Source organism: Variovorax trehalosi (assembly GCF_051216415.1).
Taxonomy (GTDB): Bacteria; Pseudomonadota; Gammaproteobacteria; order Burkholderiales; family Burkholderiaceae_C; genus Variovorax.
Genome location: NZ_JBPJZG010000003.1, coordinates 285206 through 306420, shown reverse-complemented (window position 1 = coordinate 306420; position 21215 = coordinate 285206). Strand labels below are relative to the sequence as shown.

Here is a 21215-nt window from a genome sequence, read left to right as displayed (position 1 = left end):
GCGCAGGGCGCGCGCGTTCACGTGGGATGCGGTTTTTCTACTTGCCGGCGCGAGGCTCGGCGTCGTCGTCCGGCAGGTCGTCGCCGAAGTCGTTGGCCGGCGGAACGAAACCCGCGAGGAGCCAGAGTCGCGCGGCCTTGTCGTAGGCCCGGCGGTGCGCGGGCTCCGCGAGGAGCCAGGCAGTCATTTCGGCGCGCGCGGCTTCGTCGAAGCTCTCGCTGTCGTGTTCGCGCTGCACCCAGTCCCATGCGGTATTCCAGATGGGATCGCCCGTTTCCTGTGTCATTCGTGAAGCTGCTCGCGTTGTCCGTCGAGGCCGGGTCTTGAAGGAACCCGGCCGGTCCAGCGCGCATTCTCGCGGGAAACGGGCGTGGCCCCGCTGCGTAGAAGCCGCAGTTAGCGCGCGTCGCTCTCGAGCAGCAGGTGGCCGCACGATTTGATCGCGTTGGCAGCCTCGGCGATCAGCCCGTTCACGAGACCCAGCGCACAGCCCAGGCGCGCCGCGATCTCGCGCTGCGTGAGGCCTTCGAGGCGATAGAGCTCGAACACCAGCCGCGTACGGGGCGAGAGGCCGGCAAGAACCTTGTCGATGGCGGTGATCACCTGGCGTTCGCACATCATGCGGTCGGGCGTCGAAGCGGTTGTCGGCATGTCGAGGAGCTCCACGTCCACGTCGAAGGTGCGATAGCTGGCCTCGACGCGGTGGCGGCGGCAGTAGTCCAGCGCCATGTTGCGCACCACCTGGCAGCAATAGCCGATGGGACGTTCGGCCTGGCGCACGCAGGGGCCGTCGGCGATCTTCAGGTAGGCGTCCTGCACGACGTCGTCGGCCAGGTCCGACGTGTTGACGATCTTCCGGGCGACCCGCCAGAGCTGCGGCCGATGGGCGATGAAAACCTCTGCGAGCGAAGGCTCGGACGAATGCGGCAACGGCATGTTCAACACCTCTTCCTCCAATTCCAGTGGGCGAGCCGAGACGGGCCGCAGGTCCGATTTACTACTTTCGATGCACAAATCGAAATAAGAATCATTGCTATTTATAGGCGGATTTTGAGGCATTTCCATGACCCTTCCGGATCGACACTCAAACAAACGACATGAGGAGCCCCGAGAAAATCCGCCGCGGCGGATCGGATGGCCGAGCGATCCGCGAGAGAACACGGAACCCGGCACAGGGGGGACCGAGATAATAGCTGACTTGCGCTTCGTGCAAACATTTGGAAAACAAGATTGAAGATTGCGGCGAAGCGTTGCCGACCACCATGCATCGCGCCGCCCCCCTCCTCCTTCCGTTGCCTGCAGGCGATATCCACCTCTGGTTCTGCCCTCACGGCGACTCCGGCGATCCTGCGCTCGAAGCAAGCTATCGCGCGCTGTTGACGCCACAGGAACTGCAGCAGAAAGATCGTTTCCACTTCGCACGCGACCGGCATCGCTACCTGCTGACCCGGGTGCTGGTGCGCACGATCCTCTCGCGCTACGCGCCGATCGAGCCGCAAGACTGGCGCTTCTCCAACGGCCCCTTCGGCCGTCCCCGCATCGATGGCTCGGCGCTCGAGGAAACGCGTGGCCTGGACTTCAACCTGAGCCATACCGCCGGCCTCATCGTGTTGGCGATTGCCCGCGACATCGAGCTGGGTGTCGACGTCGAGAACATCCGCCGCGCCGCCGTGCTCGAAGCCGTCGATCACTTCTTCGCACCGGCCGAGGCCGCGTCGCTGGGCGCATTGCCGGCCGACTCGCAGCCGCATCGCTTCTTCGAGTTGTGGACTTTGAAGGAAAGCTACATCAAGGCGCGCGGGATGGGTTTGCAGATACCGCTCGACAGCTTTGCCTTTGCGCTCGACAACCCTGGCAACGTCGGTTTCGCGCTCGCCGATCCACACGGCAACGCCGCATGGCACTTCCAGCAATTGCAGCCCACGCCCGACCACATGGTGGCCCTTTGCAGTTCCACCGACGCGCGAATCGTGTGCCGCGAAACATCGCCGTTGCAATGGGAGCGCCCGGTGGAAGTCCGCACGACGCGCGCATCTAAAATCTCGCCCCTTTCCCCGATCCCTCCCTCATGAACATCGTCGTCAACGAAGAACTCAAAGCCTATATCGATCCCATGTCTCCGGAGGAATACGCGGCGCTGGAACGCAGCATCCTCACCGAGGGCTGCCGCGACGCGCTGGTGCTGTGGGGCGACGTGCTGGTGGACGGCCACCACCGCTACGGCATCTGCCAGAAGCACGGCCTGCCGTTCCAGACAGTGCAGAACACGCACTTCAAGACGATGGAGGACGTGCACCTCTGGATGATCGACCAGCACCTCGGCCGGCGCAGCATCTCGGACTACCAGCGCGGCGTGCTGGCGCTCCGAAAGAAAGTCATCGTCGATGACCAACGCTCCCGCGCGCTGTCGGAAGCCTCGTCGTCGGAAGACCCGCCTTTCGATGTCGACACGCCCAACAGCGAATCCCCCGCCGACAACGCCAGCGCCCTGCCACCGCCCGCGCCGCTGAACAGCCGCGAATCCATCGCCAAGGCCGCGCGCCTGAGCAGCAGCCAGGTTGTGATGATCGAGAAGATCCAGAAGCAGGCTGCGCCCGAACTGGTGGCCGCGGTGAAATCGGGGGTGATCTCGATCAACACGGCTGCAGCCGTGGCCAGCCTGCCTGCCGAGGAGCAAGTCACTGCTGCAAATGCGGGCAAGGACGAACTCAAGCAAGCCGCCAAGCGCGTGCGCGAGGCCAAGCGCAAGCCACGCGAAGAGTCGGCCGAGTCCGCATCGGATGAACAGAGCGCCAAGCCCGACTCGGTCGAAGCGCTTCAGCAGCGCGTGGCCGAACTCACGCGCGAGAACGACGCCCTGCGCAGGCAGGTCGCCGATCTGCAGGCGCAACTGGCAGAGCAGTTGGCCGACTGACGGCGGGGCGCAAGCCCCGCGTCGATATTCGCCTTACAGCTGGATCTCGGTGATCTTCGCGCCCGACAGCGAGACACCAGCTTCCAGGCCCACATTGGTCAGCACGAAGCCCACCACCGGCTGCCGGATCGTGTTGGTGTCGACATTGCCGTTGGCACCGATGGTGGCGACAGCCACCGTGGCGTCGGCACCGGCCGTCCAGCCCTTGCTGCTGCGGAACTTTTCAAGCGCCGCCTGCGTGGTGAACAGGTAGATCACGGCCTTCGACTGCGCACCGGCCTGGAAGCCCACCGAGCCTGCGGTGGTGCTGTAGTACGACTGCGTGCGGCCGTTCACGCGCAATGCGCCGCGCCCATATTCGGCACCGACGCCCAGGCTGGCCCCGACCACCGCCGGGAACACCAGCACGCCGCTCGACTTGGAAACCAGTTCGCGCGATCCCTTCACCGAGTCGTACAGCTTGGACAGCGAGGCGTCGACCTGTGCATCGATCGATGTGCGCGAGCTTGCGCTGCTGGCCTGGTCCTGCGGGCGCGTCGTGGTGCATCCGACAAAAGCCAGGCTGCAGGCCGCAACGACGGATGAGAACGCGAGAGTGCGGAGGTTCATGGTGTTCATGATGATTCCTTTGCAAAGACATGGATCGGCGGAAAAACTTCTGCCTTCGGTGGCATATCAAGCCATGCTACGGCGGCAAAAACGCGGGAAATCGGACGTGGGAATTCCGCCTACGCGAAGTCAGGCCGCGTGCCTGCGCGGGCACCGGCGACCGGTGAAACCGGGGTTCCGGAACCCGGTTTTGCACCGCAGCATCGATGGAAGAAACGCAATGTTGCGGCAATGCTGATTCATAGCATCGCAGCCGAACCCACCACAACCCGCACGTACTTCCATGACCTCCGAGACTGTCCGTACGTTGCCTTTGCCGCCAGTACGCATCGGCAGTCTCTCATTGCCCGACGCATTGCGCGGCTTTGGCCTGTTCGGCGTGCTGATGGCCCATCTGCTCGGCCTTTTCCCCGGTCGTGCGGTGGCTGGCCTGCTGGTGTTGACGGTTGCGAGCCTGTGGACTGGCCACGCCGCTGTGCTGCGCGAGTCGGTGGGGCATCGCCGCTTCTGGCGATGCATCCTGTGCGTGAGCTTTGCCGTGAACCTGATCGCCACGACTGGCACATCCGCCGCCCTTGCGCTGCAGCATGTCGCGCTGCTTGCGCAAGGTGCGTTCTTCACGGCTGTCTTCGTTCTCCTGTTCCAGCGAGCCGCGTGGCGGCGCTGGCTGCTGAAGCTCGCGCCCGCCGGCCGGATGGCACTGACGAACGGCCTCGCGCAAGCGCTGCTCACGCTGTGCATCCTGCACGGCAGCGGCCTCCACCTCGATCCTGCGAGCCTCGTGGTCTTCGGCATCGCGATCTTCGCGCTGCAGGCGGCCTCCAGCTGCTGGTGGCTGGCGCGCTACAACGCGGGTCCCGCCGAATGGCTGTGCCACAGCCTGGTCTCGGGCAAGCCGCAGCCCATGCGACGCCACACCGCGGGCTTCGATCGCAGGCGCGCCAAGCAGCTACCTCAACGTGCCGATCGACCGGAGCCGCTCCCGCTCAAGGCATGAGCGTGATGCGGTCGGTCGCCGGCGGCGCGAGCGGGCTGTTCGCCTTGATGTAGGCCTCGAGCGCGTCCACGTCCTGGTCGCCGCCGAGCACGTCGGTGCCCTGGTTGAAGACAGTGAAGTTGTCGCCGCCGGTGGCCAGGAAGCTGTTCATCGTGACGCGGTAGTTCGCCGCCGGATCGATGGCCGTGCCGTTGAGTGCCATGTTGCTGACGCGCGCGCCGCCGGGCGCCGAGGCGCTGTAGCTGTAGGTCAGGCCGCGCGAAGGCAGCAGCACCTTCGGTGCGGCCGGCGTGTTGGAGCCGCTGTTGAACTGCTGCTCGAGCACCGCCTTGATCTGCGCGCCCGTCATCGTCTTCACCACCAGGCTGTTGCCGAAGGGCTGCACCGCGAAGATCTGGCCATAGGTCACGCTGCCGTCCTGTGCCGGCGCGAGGTCGGCGCGCACGCCGCCCGGGTTCATGAAGGCGATCTGCGCGGCGCCCTTGCCGGCCGGGCTGGTGGCAGCCAGTTGCGCATCGGCGATCAGGTTGCCCAGCGCGCTTTCCTTCGATGCCACCTGCGCGCGCGTGGCCGTTGCGGTGAGCGAGCCCACGACGCGCTGCACCAGCGGCCCGGCGATGGCCAGGTACTGGCTGATGAGCGCTGCCACTTCCTGGTTCTTGCCGAACACGGGGTACTGGTCGGTCAGCGCGACGGTGTTGGCGCCACTGGTGTAGGCCTCGCCCTGCACGATCACGTTGTCGGCCACCTTGGCCGTCACCTTGCGGGTTCGGGTATCGATGGTGAGGTTGATGTCGGTCAGCAGCGTGCCGTACTGGCCCGCGCTCGTCAGCAGGAAGGGCTTGGCCGGGTTGGTCTTGCCGTAGTCGCAGATGTACGAGCGGTGCGTGTGACCCGAGATCACCACGTCGACCGCCGAGTCGAGCTTGTTCAGGATCGGCAGGATGTCGCCACTGAGGCCTGCGCAGCTCTTGTCGTTGTAGCCGACGGTGGTGGTTCCGCCTTCGTGGATCACCACGACGATGGCGTCCGCGCCCTGCGCCTTCAGTTGCGGGATCAGCGCGTTGGCCGTGTCCGCCTCGTCCTTGAAGCTCAGGCCCGCAACGCCTGCTGGAGTCACGATGTTGGGCGTGCCTTTCAGCGTCATGCCGATGAAGGCGACCTTCACCGTGGCGCCATCCTTGGTGAAGCTCTTCATGCCGGTGGCGGGGAACAGCGTGTTGCCGTCACCCTTCACCGTGTTGGCCGCGAGAAAACCGAAGTTCGCGCCCGGAAATGCCTTGTTCACGCGGCAGGGTTCGAGCGCGGTGTTCTTGGCGCAGCCGCCGTTCTTCATGCGCAGCAGTTCGGTCTGGCCCTTGTCGAACTCGTGGTTGCCGACGGCGTTGAAGTCGATCTTCATCGCGTTCACAGCTTCGATGGTCGATTCGTCCAAGAACAGCGCCGACACCAGCGGCGAGGCGCCGATCATGTCACCCGCGGACACCACTGCGTTGTTCTCGTTCTTCGCCTTGAGCGACGCGACGGCCGAGGCCAGGTAGGCCGCGCCGCCCGCGGGCACCGGCACAGTGCCGCCGCCGGTGGCAGGCGCGGTGATCGAGAGCTTGGGCGGCTCGAGGTTGCCGTGCAGGTCGTTGAAGGCAATGAGCTTCACGTCGATGCTGCCGGGCGTGGCCGGTGCAGGGGGAGGCGCCGGTGCGGGCGGGGGCGCCGGCGGAAGCAAGGGAAAGAAACTGCCCGAATTGCCGCTGCCGCCGCAAGCGGACAACGTGGCCAGGACGACACCCGCGAGCGCGAGATGCTTCAGCGATGCATGCATGGATCTTCTCCTCCGATTGGAATGCAGCGCATGCTGGCCATGCGGCATGACGGCGGCGTGACCATCCCTTTTCCATGCGGGGACTCAGGGCAACGCCACCAGCTCCATCGAAACACCGGGACCGAACGCGGCGCGCAGCAGAGCACGAGCCTTGTCGCTGCGCTCATCGGAAAGCGATTGCACAGCCAGCCATCCATCTTTCGGCCGCCGCTGCAGGTGCCAGCCTTCCTGCCCGAGGCGGATGAGTTCGGCGAGCGCGGCGGCGTCCGCCACCGGCAATGCGGAAGGCACGATGTCGAGCCAGTCCACCACCTGGTCGGCCTCGCCGCCGAGCCGTGCGGCCGCGCCTTCAGCCAGCGTGCGCTGCGTGGCCACGTCTCTCACCTCGCCCTGCAGGATGATGCCGTTGCCGTGCCAGCGGATCTCCAGCGCAGCGCCTGTCGCCTGGGGAGCTTTCGCCATGAAGTGCCATGCAACGGCCAGCGCGATCAGGCACGCCACCGCCCATGCGATGAGCGCGGGTCGCAGGTGAAGTCGGCGTTGCGGTTCCAAGGCCGCGAGGGTGCCACGCGCAGCGTGACAGGGTTGTGACCGCCGCCCCGTCGCATGTAGACTGATTCGATGACCCCCGAAGCCCTGCTCGCCCACTACGACAAGGCCGCGCCGTGGCCGGCCGACCGCCCCGCCCGCGGCCCTGCCGATGTTGCCACCGCCTACCAGGACGCGCTCGCGCTGCGGGCCCTGCGGCTCGCTCGCGGCGAGCGGCCGGTGGGCTACAAGATCGGCTTCACCAACCGCACGATCTGGCAGCGCTACGGCGTGTTCGGGCCGATCTGGGGTCCGGTATGGAACACGACGCTCACGCGTTGCGATGACCGGGGAACGGTGGACCTCACGGGCACCCTCCAGCCCCGGATCGAGCCGGAAATCGTCTTCGGCATCGCCGCGACACCACCGCGCGATGCCACGCTGGAGCAGCTCTTCGACTGCATCGACTGGCTGGCACCTGGTTTCGAGATCGTGCAGTCGCACAGCGCCTGGAAATTCACCGCCGCGGAAACCGTGGCCGACGGCGCCTTGCATGCGCGCCTGCTGGTCGGCCGCGAAACACCCGTCCGCCAGTTCGCGAGCACCGGCACCGAGCTCGACGACAAGCTGGCCGCCACGCACCTCACGCTGTTCAAGGGTGATGCGACCATCGACAAGGGCACCGGCGTCAACGTGCTCGACGGCCCGCTGCACGCGCTGCGCCATTTCGTGCAGGAGCTGCAGGCCTGCCCGGGCGCACCCGCGCTGCAACCCGGCGACGTGATCACCACCGGCACATGGACCGACGCCTGGCCCATCGTGCCCGGCGAAACCTGGCGCGCCGCGTTCGAGGCGCCGTTCGATTCGCTCGAGATCACCCTGCGCTGAACGGATCGATGCGGCCTGACCTCGACTCCCTCGCACTCTTCCTCAGCGCCCTGGAATCCGGCAGCCTGTCGAAGGCGGCCGAGGAGCACCACATGGTGCTGTCGGCCGCGAGCCGCCGCATCCGCATCCTCGAGACCGAGTTCGGCGTGCCGCTTTTCCAGCGCACCTCCAAGGGCGTGACGGTGACGGGTGCGGGGGAATCGCTGGCCATCCACGCCCGGCTGATCCTGCGCGATGTCGACCGGATGCGCGCCGATCTCTCGGACTACGCCCAAGGCGCGACCGGCCGCGTGCGGCTGCAGGCCAACGCGTCGGCCATGGGCCAATTCCTGCCCGACGATGTGGCGAGTTTTCGCCGCAGCTATCCCGAGATTCGCGTCGATGTGGAAGAGCACCGCAGCGTGTGGATCGTGCAGGCGATCCGCGACCGGCAGGCCGATGTCGGCGTGATCACCGGCGACACCGCGGACACCACGCTCAACTTCATTCCCTACCGCATGGACAGGCTGGTGGCCATCGTCCACCGCAAGCACCCCTACCGCAACCGCGAGGTGTCGTTCGCGGAGTTGCTCGACTTCGATTTCGTGGGCCTGGAGAACGACTCGGCCATCGCCCGCACCATCGAGGATGCGGCGGTCGCCGCGCGCAAGGTGCTGCGCCTGCGCGTGAAGGTCAAGAGCTTCGAGGCGGTGTGCCGGATGATCGAGGCCGGCATGGGCGTGGGCATCCTGCCCGAGGGCGCGGCGGCCACCTATCGCAAGGAGATGGGCCTGCGCTTTTTGAACCTGTCGGATGCGTGGGCTTCGCGCCGCATGTACCTCTGTACGCGACAGGAGACGCTGACTTTTCCGCAGCGGCGGTTGGTCGATCACCTGCTCTCGCGCTACGTGCCGTAGCGCGAGGCGCGGACGCTTTCCTTACTTCTTCAACGCCTCGACAAGGTCGAGCACCATGCGGTCCGGACCGAAGGTGTCGATGCCGTGGGTCAACAGCTTCTCGACAGCCTCGGCGATGCCGTGACTGGCCGACGACTGCTGCGCCATGTCGTTGTAGTAGCCCAGGTCCTTCTTGGCATTGGCCATCGAGAACTTCAGCGAATCGGTGCTGCCGGTCAGGAGCTTGGGCTTGACGCGTTCCAGCGCCACGCCGTTGCCGCCGCCCTTGGCCAGCACATCGACGAACACATCGGGCGCCACGCCGGCGCGCTCCGCACAGGCAGCCGCTTCGCAGAGCAGCGCGACGGTGCCGAGCGACACGAAGTTATGCAGCAGCTTCATCGCGTGGCCCGCGCCGATGCCGCCCACATGCGTGATGTTCTCGGCGAAGCAGCGCAGCAGCGGCAGGCACGAGGCCAGCACCTCCTCATCGCCGCCCACCAGCAGGTTGAGCCGGCCTTCGGCGGCTTCCTTGGCGGTGCGCGTCATCGGCGCATCGAGGAACTTGCCACCCTTGGCCAGCACGGCTTGCGCGACCTTGGTGGTGGAGTCGGGCACGGCGGTCGAGCAGTCGATCACCACGGTGCCGGGGCGCAGGCTCGCGAGCGCGCCCCCCTTTCCATCCTTGCCGAGCATCACGGCCTCGACCTGCGGCGTGCCGGTGACGCAGAGGATCAGCACGTCGACCTCCGCGGCCAGTGCCATCACCTCCGACACCGCAGTGGCGCCGGCCGCGAGCAACGCGCCGACGGGCTGGTTGCCAGGGTGATCGAGGATGGTCAGCCTGTGGCCGTGCTTGACGATGTTCTGCGCGATGCCGCTGCCCATCAGGCCGACACCGACCAGGCCGACGCGGCGGGGTTCTTGTGCTTCTTGTGCGTTCGTGTTCATGAATTCATCCGTGTTTGATGGCGATGGTCTTGAGGGTCGTGAAGCCTAGCAGGGCTTCGAAACCCTTCTCACGCCCGAAGCCACTCGACTTGACGCCGCCGAATGGCAACTCCACGCCGCCCGCCGCACCGTAGTTGTTGATGAAGACCTGCCCGCAATGCAGCTTGTTCGCCACGCGCAGTTGCCGGCCGCCGTCGCGCGTCCACACGCCGGCCACCAGGCCGAAGTCCGTGCCGTTGGCCAGGCGGATCGCCTCCGCCTCGTCGGCGAATGGCATCACGGCCAGCACGGGGCCAAAGACCTCGCGCTGCGCGAGCTCGCTGTCGGCGGGCACATCGCGGAACAGCACGGCCTCCTGGTAGTAGCCGCTGGCCGATGCGTTCGGCGACACCGTGCCGCGCGCCGCGACCTTCAGGCCGTTCGCCTCGGCGGTCGCGACCATGTCGCGCACCTGGCGGAACTGCTTTTCGTTGATGAGTGGGCCCATGTCCAGATCGTCGGCGGGTGGGCCCGAGCGCACGGCCGAGAAGCGCTCGGCCAGCCGCTTCACCACATCTTCGTACACCGATTGCTCGACCAGCACGCGGCTGCCGGCCGAACAGGTCTGACCGGCGTTCTGGATGATCGCATTGAGCAGCACGGGCACGGCCGCATCGAGGTCGGCGTCGGCGAACACGAGCTGCGGCGACTTGCCACCGAGTTCCAGCGTGACGGGGCAATGCCGCTCGGCCGCCGCGAGGCCAACGCTGCGGCCGGTGACCGTCGAGCCGGTGAACGAGATGTGATCGATGCCCGGATGCGCGCACAGCGCGGCGCCCGCTTCCTTGCCGTAACCGGTCACCACATTGAGTGCACCGGCGGGAAAGCCCACCTCAGTCGCGATCTCCGCGAGGCGAAGCAGCGAGAGGCTCGCATCCTCGGCCGGCTTGACCACGCAGGCGTTGCCGGCTGCGAGCGATGCGCCCACGCTGCGGCCCGCGATCTGCATCGGATAGTTCCAGGGAATGATGTGCCCCGTCACGCCGTGCGGCATGCGCACCGTCAGCACGGTGTAGCCGCGCTCGTAGGGCAGCGTGTCGCCGTGCAGCTTGTCGCAGGCACCGGCGTAGTACTCGAAGTAGCGCGCGAGCGCGGTGGCGTCGTTGCGCGCCACGCGCAGCGCCTTGCCGGTGTCGCGCGCTTCGAGCTGCGCGAGTTCTTCGTGGTGCTGCATCACCGCGGCGCCGAGCTTGGCCAGCAGGCGGCCACGCTCAAGCGCGGTCATCGCGCCCCAGGGACCGTCGAAGTTCTCGCCCATGGCACGGCGTGCCGCGCGGACGGCGGCGTCCACATCGGCTGCGGTGCCGCGTGCGATCTCGCCGAAACGCTGGCCGTCGCTCGGGTCGATCACGGCGATGGTCTCGGCGCCCAGCGAGGCCACACGGGCGCCGTCGATGTAGTGGGTTGCTGCAGTCATCTTGTCTCTCTTTGGATCGGGGTCACTTGGGTCACTGCAGTTCGGGCCACGGCTTCTGCGCGTCGCGGATCAGCTCGAACGCGCGGCTGAACTGCAGCACGCCGAGGTCGTCGAATCGGCGCCCCGCAACCTGCAGCCCGATGGGCAGGCCCGCATCGGAATAGCCGCAGTTGACCGACGACGCCGGCTGCTCCGACATGTTGTAGGGCACGGTAAAGCCGATGTGCTCCAGCGAGCGCAGCGGGTCGTTCGTCGGCGAGGCGTGCTCCGCGGGCGCGGGCATGTTGGGCGACACCGGCGAGATCACGAAATCGAAGCCCACGGTCGCCGCGATGGTGGCCGCGCGGGTAGCGATGAACTGGCGGTAGGCATCGAAGATGTGCTCGCCCGAGAAGCCGGCCGCGCTCTCCGCCCAGGCGTCGATGTAGGGCAGCATCTTTGCGCGCCGGTTGGGCGTCATGGCACGCAGGTCGCCCAGGGAGCGCATGCGCCAGAAGTGGTCCATGCCCTGCAGCATCTTCGGCGTCATGAAGGGCTTCATTTCCTCGACATGGGCGCCGGCCGCCTCGATCTTTTTCGCGGCGGCGAGCACTGCATCGCGGATCTGCGGATCGAGCGGCAGGCCGCAGCCCGCGTCCATCAAGAGGCCCACGCGCTTGCCTGCGAGGAAAGAGGCATCGACGTCGAAGGCCAGCCAGTCGATGGCGGGCGGCGGCAGTTCGGAGTAGTCGCGGCTGTCGGGTTGGGCGACGGACTGCATCATCAGCGCCGCGTCTTCCACCGTGCGCGTCATCGGCCCGGCGCAGCGGCCCATGTAGGGCGTGCTTAACGGGATGCGGCCGAAGCTGGGCTTGAGCGTGAAGATGCCGCACCAGCTCGCGGGCAGGCGCAGCGAGCCGCCGATGTCGGTGCCCGCATGCAGCGGGCCGTAGCCCGCGGCAGCGGCCGCGCCGGCGCCCGCGCTGGAGCCGCCGGGCGTGCGCGACAGGTCCCACGGGTTGCGCGAGAGTTCATGGAAAGTCGAGAGGCCGGACGACAGCATGCCGACGTCGGGCATCGTGGTCTTGGCGACGAGCACGGTGCCGTCTTCCTTGAGGCGTGCGGCTGGCGGCGAATCGTCCGCGACCGGCACGAGGTCGTAGGCCGCGGTGCCCAGCGGCATCGGGTCGCCGGCCGTCGCGAGGTTGTCCTTGATGGTCACGGGCACGCCGTCGAGCGCACCGCGCGGCGTGCCAGCCAGCCACCGCGCTTCGGAGGCGCGGGCCTGTTCGAGTGCAAGTTCGGGCCGGAAGAGCCAGGTCGCGTGCAGCTTCGGCTCGAGCGCCGCGATGCGCTCGTTGACCGCGCGCACCACCTCGACCGGCGAGAGTTCCTTGCTGCGGTAGGCCGCTCCGAGTTCGGCCGCCGTCAGCGAATACAGGGGTTTCGTCATGGCATCAGCTCCAGGAAATGGCGGCCAGGTCGTTCACCACGATCGGCATGCTGGCCCACAGGCCCTTGACCTCCTTGCGCGCGATGGTGGGAAACACCGCCTGGTAGAGAAAGCCGTTGACCGCATCGGTCGCCAACTGCCTCTGCGCCTCGGCCAGCAGGTCGGCCCGGCGCTTCTTGTTCTCTTCGTTCTGGATCGCGACGAACATGTCGCGGAACTTCTTCGAGTCGTAGCCCCAGTAGTAGTCGGGCTCGGTGTACTTCACCAGGTCGAAGGGCTCGACGTGCGCGACCATCGTGAGGTCGAAGTCGTGCGCGCCGCCGAAGGTGCCGCTGAGCCACTGCGCCCACTCGACATTCTGGATCTTCACCTGGATGCCGATCTGCGCCAACTGTGCGGCGATCATCTCGCCGCCCTGCCGTGCGTACGAAGGTGGCGGCAGCGTCAGGCGCAGTTCGAGCGGGGTCTTCACTCCGGCTTCGGCGAGCAGGCGCTTGGCCTTCTCGACGTCGTAGGGGTTCATCGCGGTCGTGTCGATGAAGCCCGGCGCGCCCATCGCGTAGTGGCTGCCGATCGGCTTGCCGAAGCCGTCGGCCGCGCCCTGGATGATCGTGTTGCGGTCCAGCGCCGCGAGGATCGCACGGCGCACGCGCACGTCGTCCAGCGGCTTCTTGCGGTTGTTGATGGTGAGGATCACCTTGCCGCGCGTGCCCACCTCCAGCACCTGGAAGCGCGGGTTGCCCTTGAACTGCGCGACCGAGCGGGTGCCGGCGCGCGGGAAGATGTCGATGTCGTTCGCCATCAGCGCGGCGGTCTGCGCGGCCGTGTCGGACATGAAGCGGAAGACGAACTTCTCGACCTTCGCCAAGCCCGGGTCGCGGTACGTCGGCGACTTCACCAGCGTGCACGAGGCGCCGCGCTGCCAGGCGGCGAGCTTGTAGGGACCGGTGCCGACAGGCGCGGTCGCGTTCGTCTCGGCGCTCTTGGGCTCGACGATGCAGGCCGTGGACTGGCCGAGCATGAACGGCAGGTCGGGGTTCGAGAGCGTGCTGTTGACGCCCACCGTGTACTCGTCGAGCACGACGGTGCCGATCTCGCTGAAGAAGCGCTTGTCCTTGTTCGTGCTCTTGGCGCCGCCCGCACGATCGAACGAGAACTTGACCGTGGCGGCGTTGAAAGGTTGCCCGTTCTCGAAGCGCACGCCCCGGCGCAGCTTGAAGACGAAGGTCTTCATGTCGGGCGACGACGACCAGCTCTCGGCCAGCATCGGCGTGACCGAGCCGTCGGCGTTGACCTTGGTGAGCGTCTCGAAGATGTTGTATTGCGTGATCTCGGCGATGGCCGACGCGGCGCCCGCGGTCGGGTCCAGGCCCGGCGGTTCCAGCGGCATGCCGATGCTCAACATGTTCTTGCCCGTCTGCGCTTGCGCGAGCGGGAGGAAGGCGCCCGGGATCGCCGCGGCCATGGCGGTGCCCATGAGGGTGCGTCGCTTCAACATTCGATATCTCCTGGAAGTATGGGATGTGACACCCAGCGGCCTAACCCGCGGGTGTCTGCAGGACGGCGGACAGCAAGGTCCGCGTGTAAGGGTGCTGCGCGTGACGGAACAGGTGGCCCGGTGCGCCCTGCTCCACGATCTGGCCCTTGAAGACGACGGCGACGTCGTCGCACAGGTGGTTGACCACCGCGAGGTCGTGGCTGATAAGCAGGTAGCTGATGCCGAACTGCTGCTGCAGGTCCTGCATCAGGTTGAGCACCTGCGCCTGCACCGACACGTCGAGTGCGCTGACGGGTTCGTCGGCAACGATGAGCTTGGGGCGCGTGATGAGCGCGCGTGCGATGGCGATGCGTTGGCGCTGACCGCCCGAGAACTCGTGCGGATACTTGTCCATGTCGGTCGTGCGAAGGCCGACGGCTGCAAGAGATTCGGCAGCACGTTCGCGTTGTTCCTTGCGAGATGCTTCGGCCAGCGCTTCGAGCGGCTCGGCGACGATGCGCGCGACGGTCTGGCGCGGATCGAGCGAGCCGTAGGGGTCTTGAAAGACCATCTGGAAATCACGTCGTGCCGTGCGCAGTTCGCTCCTGGGCAGCGTGTGCAGATCGCGCCCGAGCAACTTCACGCTGCCAGAAGTGGGCGTATCAAGCGCCATCACGAGGCGCGCGATGGTCGACTTGCCGGACCCCGATTCGCCGACGATGCCGAGGCTGCGCCCGGCTTCGACCTTGAAACTCACGCCGTTGAGCGCCTTGACGGTGGGCGGCGGTGCAAAGAGTTTTTCGCGCGGCAATGCGTAGTGCCGCACGAGATCGGTCACTTGCAACAGCGGCTGGGTGGTTGCGGTCCTGCTCATGCGGGAACAGCGCTCTGCGCCGCGATGTCTTCGAGACGGAGGCACCGCACGGCATGGCCGCTCGGCTTCATGACCAGCGGCGGCTTCGTCGTGTAGCACATGTCGGCCGTGAAGCTGCAGCGCCCTGCGAAGGCGCAACCGCGCGGCAGGTCCACGAGCTCGGGCACGCTGCCGCGAATGGTGGCCAGGCGGCCCGTGCGCGGTGCACCGAGCACCGGCCGCGCCGCGAACAGGCCGCGGGTGTAGGGATGCGCACGCTCGGCAAACACGGCCTTCGTCGGGCCGCTCTCGACCATGCTGCCGCCGTACATCACGAGCATGCGTTGCACGCTGTTGGCGATCACGCCGAGATCGTGCGAGATCAGGATCAGCGCCATGCCCATCTCGGCGACCAGGTTCTGGATCAGGTCCAGCACCTGCTTCTGGATGGTCACGTCGAGCGCGGTAGTTGGCTCGTCGGCAATTAACAGGTCGGGGCCGCAGGCCAGCGCCATCGCGATGCCGATGCGTTGCCGCTGGCCGCCAGAGAACTGGTGCGGATACGCATCGAGCCGCGAGGCCGCGTCGGGAATGCCCACGCGCTCCAGGAGGCCCCGCGCTTCCTGCCGCGCCTCGGCTTTCGAGAGGCCGCGATGCAGCCGCAGCGGCTCTCCGACCTGGCGTGCGATGGTGTGCACCGGATTGAGCGCCGTCATCGGCTCCTGGAAGATCATGCCGATGCGGTTGCCGCGAATGCCGCACATCGCTTTCTCGGGCAGGCCGACGAGCTCCTGCCCGTCGAGACGGATGCTGCCGCTGACCTTTGCGGTCGATGGCAACAGGCCCATGAGCGACATCACGGTGATCGACTTGCCGCAGCCCGACTCACCCACGATGCCCAGCGTTTCGCCACGCTCCAGGGAAAAGGAAATGCCGCGCACCGCTTCGGCCGGGCCGCGCTGGGTCTGCAGGCCGATGCGCAGGTCGTTGACTTCGAGAAGGGGCATGGTTCAGCGGGCGCGTGCAAGGCGCGGGTCGAGCAGGTCGCGCAGACCGTCGCCGAGCAGGTTGAGGCCCAGCACCGCCAGCGCGATCGCCATGCCGGGGAACACGGCCAAGAGCGGCTGCTGGAACATGAGCGTCTGCGCCTCGCTCAGCATGCGGCCCCAAGATGGCTGCGGCGGTTGCGTGCCCAGGCCGAGGTACGACAGCGCCGCCTCCGCGAGGATCGCGATGGCGAAGCGAATGGTGATCTGCACGATCAGCACCGCCGAGACGTTCGGCAGCACGTGCTGCATCGTGATCGAGAACGAGCCCTTGCCGCAGGCGCGTGCCGCCGCGATGTACTCGCGCGACCAGATCGCATTGGCCGAGGCTCGCGTGATACGCGCGAAGGTCGGGATGTTGTAGATGCCGATCGCGACGATGGCGTTGACGATGCCCGCGCCGAACACCGCGGTCATCATGATCGCCGAGAGGATCGCCGGGAATGCGAGCGAGAAATCGGCGAAACGCATGATCGCTTCTTCGACCCATCCGCGCCGCGCAGCCGCCAGCAGGCCCAGCGCGGTACCGACCACGAGGCCGATGCCCACCGCGATCACGCCGACCAAGATGGATGCACGCGCGCCCACCAGCAGCAGCGAGGCCACGTCGCGCCCGAAGGCGTCCGTGCCCAGCCAGTGCGCGGCCGAGGGCGCCTGCATCTTGTTAGCCATGTCCATGTCGTAGGGCGACCATGGCGTCCACACGAACGAGACGAGCGCGGCCAGGAGCAGCAGCGTCGCGAGGACGGCACCGATGACGAAGCTGCGGTGGTGCAGCGCGCGGCGCCAGAAGCCCGGCACGGTGAGCGCGGCGGCGCTGGGAACGGTGGGAGCCACGATGGCGCTCATATGTCGCTCGCCTTGATGCGCGGGTCGATCACGGCATAGAGCACGTCGACCACGAAGTTCACGATGACCACGAGCGCCGCAAGCAGCATCACGCAGTTGCGCACTACGACGAGGTCGCGGTTGCTGATGGCCTGGAAGATCAACCGGCCGAGGCCCGGCAGGTAGAACACGTTCTCGATCACGATGGTGCCGGCGAGCAGTTCGGAGAACTGCATGCCCATCACCGTGATGACAGGGATCATCGCGTTGCGCAGCACATGCAGCCACAGCACCGCGCGCTGCGACACGCCCTTGGCGCGTGCGGTGCGCACGAAGTCCTCGCGCATCACTTCGAGCACCGCCGAACGCGTGATGCGCGCGAGGATCGCGGCCTGCACCACCGCGAGGGACAGCGCCGGCAGCAGCAGCGACTTCACGCCACCCAGCACGCCCTCGCCCCATCCGTCGAAGCCGCCCGCGGAGAACCACTGCAGCTTCACCGAGAACACCAGGATCAAGAGGATCGCGAACCAGAAATTCGGAATCGCAATGCCCACCTGCGTCATGCCCATGAGGCCGACATCGCCCATCTTGTTGTGGCGCGCCGCGGCCGTCACGCCGACGATCAGCGCGAGCACGGTGGTGAGGGTCATAGCCAGCACGGCCAGCGGCACGGTGAGCGCGAGGCGCTCGAGGATCAGGTCAAGCACCGGCGAGCCGTAGGCGTAGCTGTCGCCCAGGTTACCGGTGAGGATGCCGCCGATCCAGTGCCAGTAGCGCGTCCACGCGGGCTGGTCGAGGCCCAGTTTCGTGGCGAGTGCAGCCACCGCGTCGGGCGAGGCGTCGGGCCCCATGAGCATCTGCGCGGCGTTGCCGGGAAGGATCTCCAAGACGAGGAACACGATGACCGACGCGCCGATCAGCGTGCCGACCAGCGTTGCCAGGCGCTTGAGCAGGAAGAGGCCCATCTATCGGTCTCGATGCGGCATGCGTTGTTGTCGATTCATCCGATGCAACTGGCGATGGCGCGGCCCACGTCGACCGTGTTCGCGGTGCCGCCCATGTCGCGCGTGCGCGGGCCTTCGCTCAGCACGGTCTCGATCGCCGTGAGCACGGCGGCCGAAGCTTGCGCATACACGGAGTCGCCGTTGCCCAGGTGGTCGAGCATCAGCGCGGCAGACCAGATCTGGCCGATCGGGTTGGCGATGCCCTTGCCCGCGATGTCGGGCGCGGAGCCGTGCACCGGCTCGAACAGCGACGGGAACGCGCGCTCGGGATTCAGGTTGGCCGACGGCGCGATGCCGATCGTGCCGGTGCATGCCGGGCCCAGGTCGGACAGGATGTCGCCGAAGAGGTTGGAGGCCACGACCACGTCGAACCAGTCGGGGTGCTGCACGAAATGCGCGCACAGGATGTCGATGTGGTACTTGCTCGTGGCGATGTCGGGATGGCGCTTGGCCATCTCGGCCAGGCGCTCGTCCCAGTACGGCATGGTGATCGAGATGCCGTTCGATTTGGTCGCCGCCACGAGGTTCTTGCGCGGGCGCTTGCTCGCGAGCTCGTAGGCGTACTTGAGGATGCGGTCGACGCCGTGGCGCGTGAACACGGCCTCCTGGATCGCCATCTCGCGTGGTGTACCTTCGAAGAGGCGTCCGCCGACCGAGGTGTACTCGCCTTCGGTGTTTTCGCGCACCACGAGGAAGTCGATGTCGCCGGGCTGGCGGTGCGCGAGTGGCCCGGGCACGCCGGGCATCAGGCGCACGGGCCGCAGGTTCACGTACTGGTCGAACTCGCGGCGGATCTTGATGAGAAGGCCCCACACGGCGATGTGGTCAGGCACCTTGTCGGGCGCGCCGACGGCGCCGAAGTAGATGGCGTCGTGGCCCTTGATCTGCTCGTCCCAGTCGGCCGGCATCATGAGGCCGTGGCGCACGTAATGGTCGGAGCCCCAGTCGAAATGATCGAAGCTGAATTCGATACCGAACTTGCGGCTCACCGCGTCGAGCACGCGAAGGCCCTCGGGCACCACTTCGACCCCGATGCCGTCACCCGGGATGACGGCGATTCTGTGTTTTCTTTGTTGCATCGAATACCTGCTTCAAGACTGTTTCGCGAACAAGTCTAGAAGCAGGAGTCGTGCCGCAGGATCGGGGTTGGCACGTACTTTGCCTTGCAATTATCAGAAGGCGTCAAGTGCGAATTTCAGAGGTTGCCTGAAAAAACGCTCCGCCCTGAGAGCGCTTTTTCCTTCTATTTTTAAGAAGGCCTGAACAGTCCACCCAAGGCTCACATCGGCGCGAGCTGCGCCTTCTTCATCATGGTTTCGGTCAACGCAATCTCCTGCACGAAGCCCTTGGCGTAGTCCTGCGAACTCGAGGGGCTGACGCTTCCGCCCGAGACCTCGATCACGGTGCGCACGGCGGGCTGGCGCAACGCCTCTTCGAACGCCGCATGAATCTTCGCGACGATCGGATCGGGCGTGCGTGCCGGCACCGAGATGCCGCCCCACGACGTCAGCGATACGCCGGGCACGCCCGCCTCTGCCAGCGTGGGCAGCTCCGGCAGTGCCGGGTTGCGCTGGCTGCCGGCCACGGCGAGCGCCTTGAGCCGGCCGGCTTGAACGTGCGGATAAGCGACGCTGAAGATCGGCATCGCAAAGAGCACCTGCTTGCCGAGCACCGCATTGACCAACTCCGAGGCGCCCTTGTAGGGCACATGCATTGCCTGCGCGCCGGCCGCACTCAGGAACAGTTCGACGCCCAGGTGCGACGGCGTGCCCACGCCGCCGGACGCGTAGTCGAGCTTGCCCGGGTTGGCACGCGCCCGGTCGATGAGTTCGCGCACGGTGTCGATGCCCGACGAGGGATGGACGATCAGGAGGATGTCCGAGGTCGTCAATCGCATGATGTGCCGGAAGTCCTTGATCGCGTCGTAGCCGGGGTTGGCGTACATCCGCATGTTGGCCGCCATCGGTGCCGCCGAGTAGATCCAGGTGTAACCATCAGCCGGCGCACGCGCCACCAGCCGCGCGCCGATGTTGCCCGCGGCACCGCCGCGGTTCTCGATGACCACCGGTTGCCCGAGCAGCGTGCCGACCGCCTCGGCCAGCGCACGCGCGGTGTTGTCGGGGCCCGTGCCCGCGAGGTAGGGGAGCACCCATTTGATGGGGCGACTGGGCCAATCGGCGTCCGCGGCGAACACCGGCCAGGCGGCGGGCAACATCGACGCACCCAGCGCCTTGCACAGTTGTCGCCGGGCGGCGAGATGATCCTGGTGGTTCATGTGTTTGTCTCTTGTCTCTCGATCTGGTTCTTGTGGAAAGCGGGGCGCTCGTGGTCAGGCGGCCGGCTCGCCCAGCAGTTCCCGCGCGATGGTGTTGCGCTGGATCTCGCTGGTGCCGGTGAGCACGCGATACATGCGCAGCATGCGGAACAGGAATTCCACGCGCCGGCCCTGCACGATGCCTTCGCCGCCATGGATCTGCACGGCCGAGTCCGCGATCCGGAAGGCAGCCTCGGAGCAGAAGAGCTTGGCCATGGAAGCCTCGGCGCGCGCCTCGCCGCCGGCATCGATCTGGCGCGCGGTGGCGATCATCAATCCGCGCGCGGCGGCAAGGTCGGTCGCCATGTTCGCCAGCATGTGCTGCACAGCCTGGAACTGCGCGATCGCGCGGCCGAACTGGCGCCGGCCGCGCGCGTAGTCCAGCGCATCGTTCAGCGCCACGCGCGCGAGCCCGACCATCGCAGGGCAATGAAGCAGCCGGTTCACCGTGATGCGACCGAGTGCGAGCGCAAGACCGCGTCCCGGCTCGCCGATCATGTTGCGCGCCGGCACGCGGCAGGCCTCCAGCACGATGTCTCCGGTGTGCGACTGGCCGGCCATGGTCTTGTAGCCCGACTCCACGCGCGCACCGGGTTGGCCCAGATCGACGAAGAAGGCCGAGATCTCACGCTGGGCGGGGTCCGTCGCGGTCGAGGCCATGACCAGCGCAAAGTCCGCGAACGGCGATCCCGAAATGAAGCGCTTGCGGCCGGTGAGCAGGTAGTCGTCGCCTTGCCGCTCGGCGCGCGTCTGGACCGCGCCGGCATCGGAGCCGGCTTCGGCCTCGGTCAATGCGAAGCAGATGGCCCTGTCGGCATTCGCCACCGGTTGAATGAACGCTTCAAGCTGGTACGGCGTGGCTTGCCGCGCCAACGCGCCCACCCGGGGCGGTCCGCTGAGTTCGCCGAACACGTGCGGTGCGAGCGGCGAACCGCTGGCATAGATGGCCTCCTTGATCAGCACATGGTCGAGCACGGACAGGCCGATGCCGCCCATCGTCTTGGGCAAGGTGATGCCGTAGAAGCCGAGTTCGTTGGAGCGGCGCCAGACGCGGTGCAGCGTCTCGCGGTCGGGACTGCGCTCGTGGTTGATGCCGTGCTCGCGGACGATCGCGGCCAGTTCGCCGTGGATGAAATCATCGATGCGCGCGGAGAGTTCGGCGGCCTGCGCCGAGCCTTCGAACGAGGCAGTGGCCGGGGTGGATGAAGTCATGGGCACTCC

At 66.9% G+C, this 21215-nt stretch carries 21 protein-coding genes; 5 read left to right on the top strand and 16 right to left on the bottom strand.

The annotated features are described in order from the left end of the window. Nucleotides 1-37: 37 nt before the first annotated feature. The gene (locus tag ACSFA7_RS13465) at nt 38-286 is read right to left on the bottom strand and encodes a DUF4880 domain-containing protein (RefSeq protein ID WP_306882824.1); all 249 of its coding nucleotides are present in this window, start codon (nt 284-286) and stop codon (nt 38-40) included. 110 nt (nt 287-396) lie between these two features. Further along, nucleotides 397-936 (bottom strand): sigma-70 family RNA polymerase sigma factor, encoded by a 540-nt coding sequence (locus ACSFA7_RS13460; protein ID WP_435499821.1) that lies wholly within the window; start codon nt 934-936, stop codon nt 397-399. Nucleotides 937-1292: 356 nt separating this feature from the next. On the opposite strand from ACSFA7_RS13460, the gene ACSFA7_RS13455 reads away from it, so the two are divergent. Both ACSFA7_RS13455 and ACSFA7_RS13450 read left to right on the top strand, forming a co-directional pair. Further along, nucleotides 1293-2072 (top strand): 4'-phosphopantetheinyl transferase family protein, encoded by a 780-nt coding sequence (locus ACSFA7_RS13455; protein ID WP_435499820.1) that lies wholly within the window; start codon nt 1293-1295, stop codon nt 2070-2072. After that, complete coding sequence (locus ACSFA7_RS13450) at nt 2069-2914, top strand: plasmid replication/partition related protein (protein WP_435499819.1); 846 nt, start codon at nt 2069-2071, stop codon at nt 2912-2914. The genes ACSFA7_RS13455 and ACSFA7_RS13450 overlap by 4 nt, the downstream gene beginning before the upstream one ends. A 33-nt stretch (nt 2915-2947) precedes the next feature. On the opposite strand, the gene ACSFA7_RS13445 is transcribed toward ACSFA7_RS13450, so the two are convergent. Then, nucleotides 2948-3532, bottom strand: coding sequence for a BPSL1445 family SYLF domain-containing lipoprotein (locus tag ACSFA7_RS13445; RefSeq protein WP_435499818.1), 585 nt, complete (start codon nt 3530-3532; stop codon nt 2948-2950). 274 nt (nt 3533-3806) lie between these two features. Here ACSFA7_RS13445 and ACSFA7_RS13440 point away from each other — a divergent pair, with 274 nt between their 5' ends. Then, nucleotides 3807-4520: a DUF418 domain-containing protein gene (locus tag ACSFA7_RS13440; RefSeq protein WP_435499817.1), complete on the top strand. Its 714-nt coding sequence runs from the start codon at nt 3807-3809 to the stop codon at nt 4518-4520. On the opposite strand, the gene ACSFA7_RS13435 is transcribed toward ACSFA7_RS13440, so the two are convergent. Together ACSFA7_RS13435 and ACSFA7_RS13430 are read right to left on the bottom strand one after the other, a co-directional pair. Continuing rightward, a complete protein-coding gene (locus ACSFA7_RS13435) occupies nt 4510-6339 on the bottom strand; it encodes a bifunctional metallophosphatase/5'-nucleotidase (RefSeq protein WP_435499816.1) in 1830 nt (609 codons plus the stop codon). The genes ACSFA7_RS13440 and ACSFA7_RS13435 overlap by 11 nt on opposite strands. 84 nt (nt 6340-6423) lie before the next feature. Further along, a complete protein-coding gene (locus tag ACSFA7_RS13430) occupies nt 6424-6891 on the bottom strand; it encodes a hypothetical protein (RefSeq protein ID WP_435499815.1) in 468 nt (155 codons plus the stop codon). Between the two features lie 69 nt (nt 6892-6960). Between ACSFA7_RS13430 and ACSFA7_RS13425 the strand changes: the two genes are divergently transcribed. After that, the gene (locus tag ACSFA7_RS13425; RefSeq protein ID WP_435499814.1) at nt 6961-7755 is read left to right on the top strand and encodes a 2-keto-4-pentenoate hydratase; all 795 of its coding nucleotides are present in this window, start codon (nt 6961-6963) and stop codon (nt 7753-7755) included. 8 nt (nt 7756-7763) lie between these two features. After that, entirely contained in the window at nt 7764-8651 is an 888-nt protein-coding gene (locus ACSFA7_RS13420) for a LysR family transcriptional regulator (protein WP_013542717.1), read from the top strand. A gap of 21 nt (nt 8652-8672) precedes the next feature. On the opposite strand, the gene ACSFA7_RS13415 is transcribed toward ACSFA7_RS13420, so the two are convergent. The 11 genes from ACSFA7_RS13415 to ACSFA7_RS13365 form a co-directional block, all read right to left on the bottom strand. Continuing rightward, nucleotides 8673-9581, bottom strand: a complete 909-nt coding sequence (locus ACSFA7_RS13415; RefSeq protein ID WP_435499813.1) for an NAD(P)-dependent oxidoreductase — start codon at nt 9579-9581, stop codon at nt 8673-8675. 4 nt (nt 9582-9585) lie between these two features. Continuing rightward, nucleotides 9586-11037 (bottom strand): aldehyde dehydrogenase family protein, encoded by a 1452-nt coding sequence (locus ACSFA7_RS13410; protein ID WP_435499812.1) that lies wholly within the window; start codon nt 11035-11037, stop codon nt 9586-9588. Between the two features lie 31 nt (nt 11038-11068). Then, nucleotides 11069-12469 (bottom strand): amidase, encoded by a 1401-nt coding sequence (locus ACSFA7_RS13405; RefSeq protein WP_435499811.1) that lies wholly within the window; start codon nt 12467-12469, stop codon nt 11069-11071. Between the two features lie 4 nt (nt 12470-12473). Next, nucleotides 12474-13967: an ABC transporter substrate-binding protein gene (locus ACSFA7_RS13400; RefSeq protein ID WP_435499810.1), complete on the bottom strand. Its 1494-nt coding sequence runs from the start codon at nt 13965-13967 to the stop codon at nt 12474-12476. A gap of 40 nt (nt 13968-14007) precedes the next feature. Then, nucleotides 14008-14820 (bottom strand): ATP-binding cassette domain-containing protein, encoded by an 813-nt coding sequence (locus ACSFA7_RS13395; protein WP_435499809.1) that lies wholly within the window; start codon nt 14818-14820, stop codon nt 14008-14010. After that, nucleotides 14817-15806, bottom strand: coding sequence for an ABC transporter ATP-binding protein (locus tag ACSFA7_RS13390; protein WP_435499808.1), 990 nt, complete (start codon nt 15804-15806; stop codon nt 14817-14819). The genes ACSFA7_RS13395 and ACSFA7_RS13390 overlap by 4 nt, the downstream gene beginning before the upstream one ends. Before the next feature lie 3 nt (nt 15807-15809). Beyond that, nucleotides 15810-16694 carry an ABC transporter permease gene (locus ACSFA7_RS13385; RefSeq protein WP_435499807.1) on the bottom strand — a complete coding sequence of 295 codons (885 nt, stop codon included), beginning with the start codon at nt 16692-16694 and terminating at the stop codon, nt 15810-15812. Further along, nucleotides 16691-17641: an ABC transporter permease gene (locus ACSFA7_RS13380; protein WP_435499806.1), complete on the bottom strand. Its 951-nt coding sequence runs from the start codon at nt 17639-17641 to the stop codon at nt 16691-16693. The genes ACSFA7_RS13385 and ACSFA7_RS13380 overlap by 4 nt, the downstream gene beginning before the upstream one ends. A 35-nt stretch (nt 17642-17676) precedes the next feature. Further along, nucleotides 17677-18759 (bottom strand): tartrate dehydrogenase, encoded by a 1083-nt coding sequence (locus ACSFA7_RS13375; protein ID WP_435499805.1) that lies wholly within the window; start codon nt 18757-18759, stop codon nt 17677-17679. 200 nt (nt 18760-18959) lie between these two features. Beyond that, nucleotides 18960-19955, bottom strand: coding sequence for a Bug family tripartite tricarboxylate transporter substrate binding protein (locus ACSFA7_RS13370; RefSeq protein ID WP_435499804.1), 996 nt, complete (start codon nt 19953-19955; stop codon nt 18960-18962). Nucleotides 19956-20009: 54 nt separating this feature from the next. After that, nucleotides 20010-21206 (bottom strand): acyl-CoA dehydrogenase family protein, encoded by a 1197-nt coding sequence (locus ACSFA7_RS13365; RefSeq protein ID WP_435499803.1) that lies wholly within the window; start codon nt 21204-21206, stop codon nt 20010-20012. Nucleotides 21207-21215 lie beyond the last annotated feature (9 nt).

Bases quoted from the DNA above. Each gene is read 5' to 3' on its own strand.
- ACSFA7_RS13450 (WP_435499819.1), top strand. From the start codon at position 2,069: ATGAACATCGTCGTCAACGAAGAACTCAAAGCCTATATCGATCCCATG.
- ACSFA7_RS13365 (WP_435499803.1), bottom strand. From the start codon at position 21,206: ATGACTTCATCCACCCCGGCCACTGCCTCGTTCGAAGGCTCGGCGCAG.
- ACSFA7_RS13415 (WP_435499813.1), bottom strand. From the start codon at position 9,581: ATGAACACGAACGCACAAGAAGCACAAGAACCCCGCCGCGTCGGCCTG.
- ACSFA7_RS13395 (WP_435499809.1), bottom strand. From the start codon at position 14,820: ATGAGCAGGACCGCAACCACCCAGCCGCTGTTGCAAGTGACCGATCTC.
- ACSFA7_RS13385 (WP_435499807.1), bottom strand. From the start codon at position 16,694: ATGAGCGCCATCGTGGCTCCCACCGTTCCCAGCGCCGCCGCGCTCACC.
- ACSFA7_RS13400 (WP_435499810.1), bottom strand. From the start codon at position 13,967: ATGTTGAAGCGACGCACCCTCATGGGCACCGCCATGGCCGCGGCGATC.
- ACSFA7_RS13445 (WP_435499818.1), bottom strand. From the start codon at position 3,532: ATGAACACCATGAACCTCCGCACTCTCGCGTTCTCATCCGTCGTTGCG.
- ACSFA7_RS13435 (WP_435499816.1), bottom strand. From the start codon at position 6,339: ATGCATGCATCGCTGAAGCATCTCGCGCTCGCGGGTGTCGTCCTGGCC.
- ACSFA7_RS13420 (WP_013542717.1), top strand. From the start codon at position 7,764: ATGCGGCCTGACCTCGACTCCCTCGCACTCTTCCTCAGCGCCCTGGAA.
- ACSFA7_RS13460 (WP_435499821.1), bottom strand. From the start codon at position 936: ATGCCGTTGCCGCATTCGTCCGAGCCTTCGCTCGCAGAGGTTTTCATC.
- ACSFA7_RS13380 (WP_435499806.1), bottom strand. From the start codon at position 17,641: ATGGGCCTCTTCCTGCTCAAGCGCCTGGCAACGCTGGTCGGCACGCTG.
- ACSFA7_RS13375 (WP_435499805.1), bottom strand. From the start codon at position 18,759: ATGCAACAAAGAAAACACAGAATCGCCGTCATCCCGGGTGACGGCATC.
- ACSFA7_RS13465 (WP_306882824.1), bottom strand. From the start codon at position 286: ATGACACAGGAAACGGGCGATCCCATCTGGAATACCGCATGGGACTGG.
- ACSFA7_RS13440 (WP_435499817.1), top strand. From the start codon at position 3,807: ATGACCTCCGAGACTGTCCGTACGTTGCCTTTGCCGCCAGTACGCATC.
- ACSFA7_RS13410 (WP_435499812.1), bottom strand. From the start codon at position 11,037: ATGACTGCAGCAACCCACTACATCGACGGCGCCCGTGTGGCCTCGCTG.
- ACSFA7_RS13390 (WP_435499808.1), bottom strand. From the start codon at position 15,806: ATGCCCCTTCTCGAAGTCAACGACCTGCGCATCGGCCTGCAGACCCAG.
- ACSFA7_RS13425 (WP_435499814.1), top strand. From the start codon at position 6,961: ATGACCCCCGAAGCCCTGCTCGCCCACTACGACAAGGCCGCGCCGTGG.
- ACSFA7_RS13370 (WP_435499804.1), bottom strand. From the start codon at position 19,955: ATGAACCACCAGGATCATCTCGCCGCCCGGCGACAACTGTGCAAGGCG.
- ACSFA7_RS13405 (WP_435499811.1), bottom strand. From the start codon at position 12,469: ATGACGAAACCCCTGTATTCGCTGACGGCGGCCGAACTCGGAGCGGCC.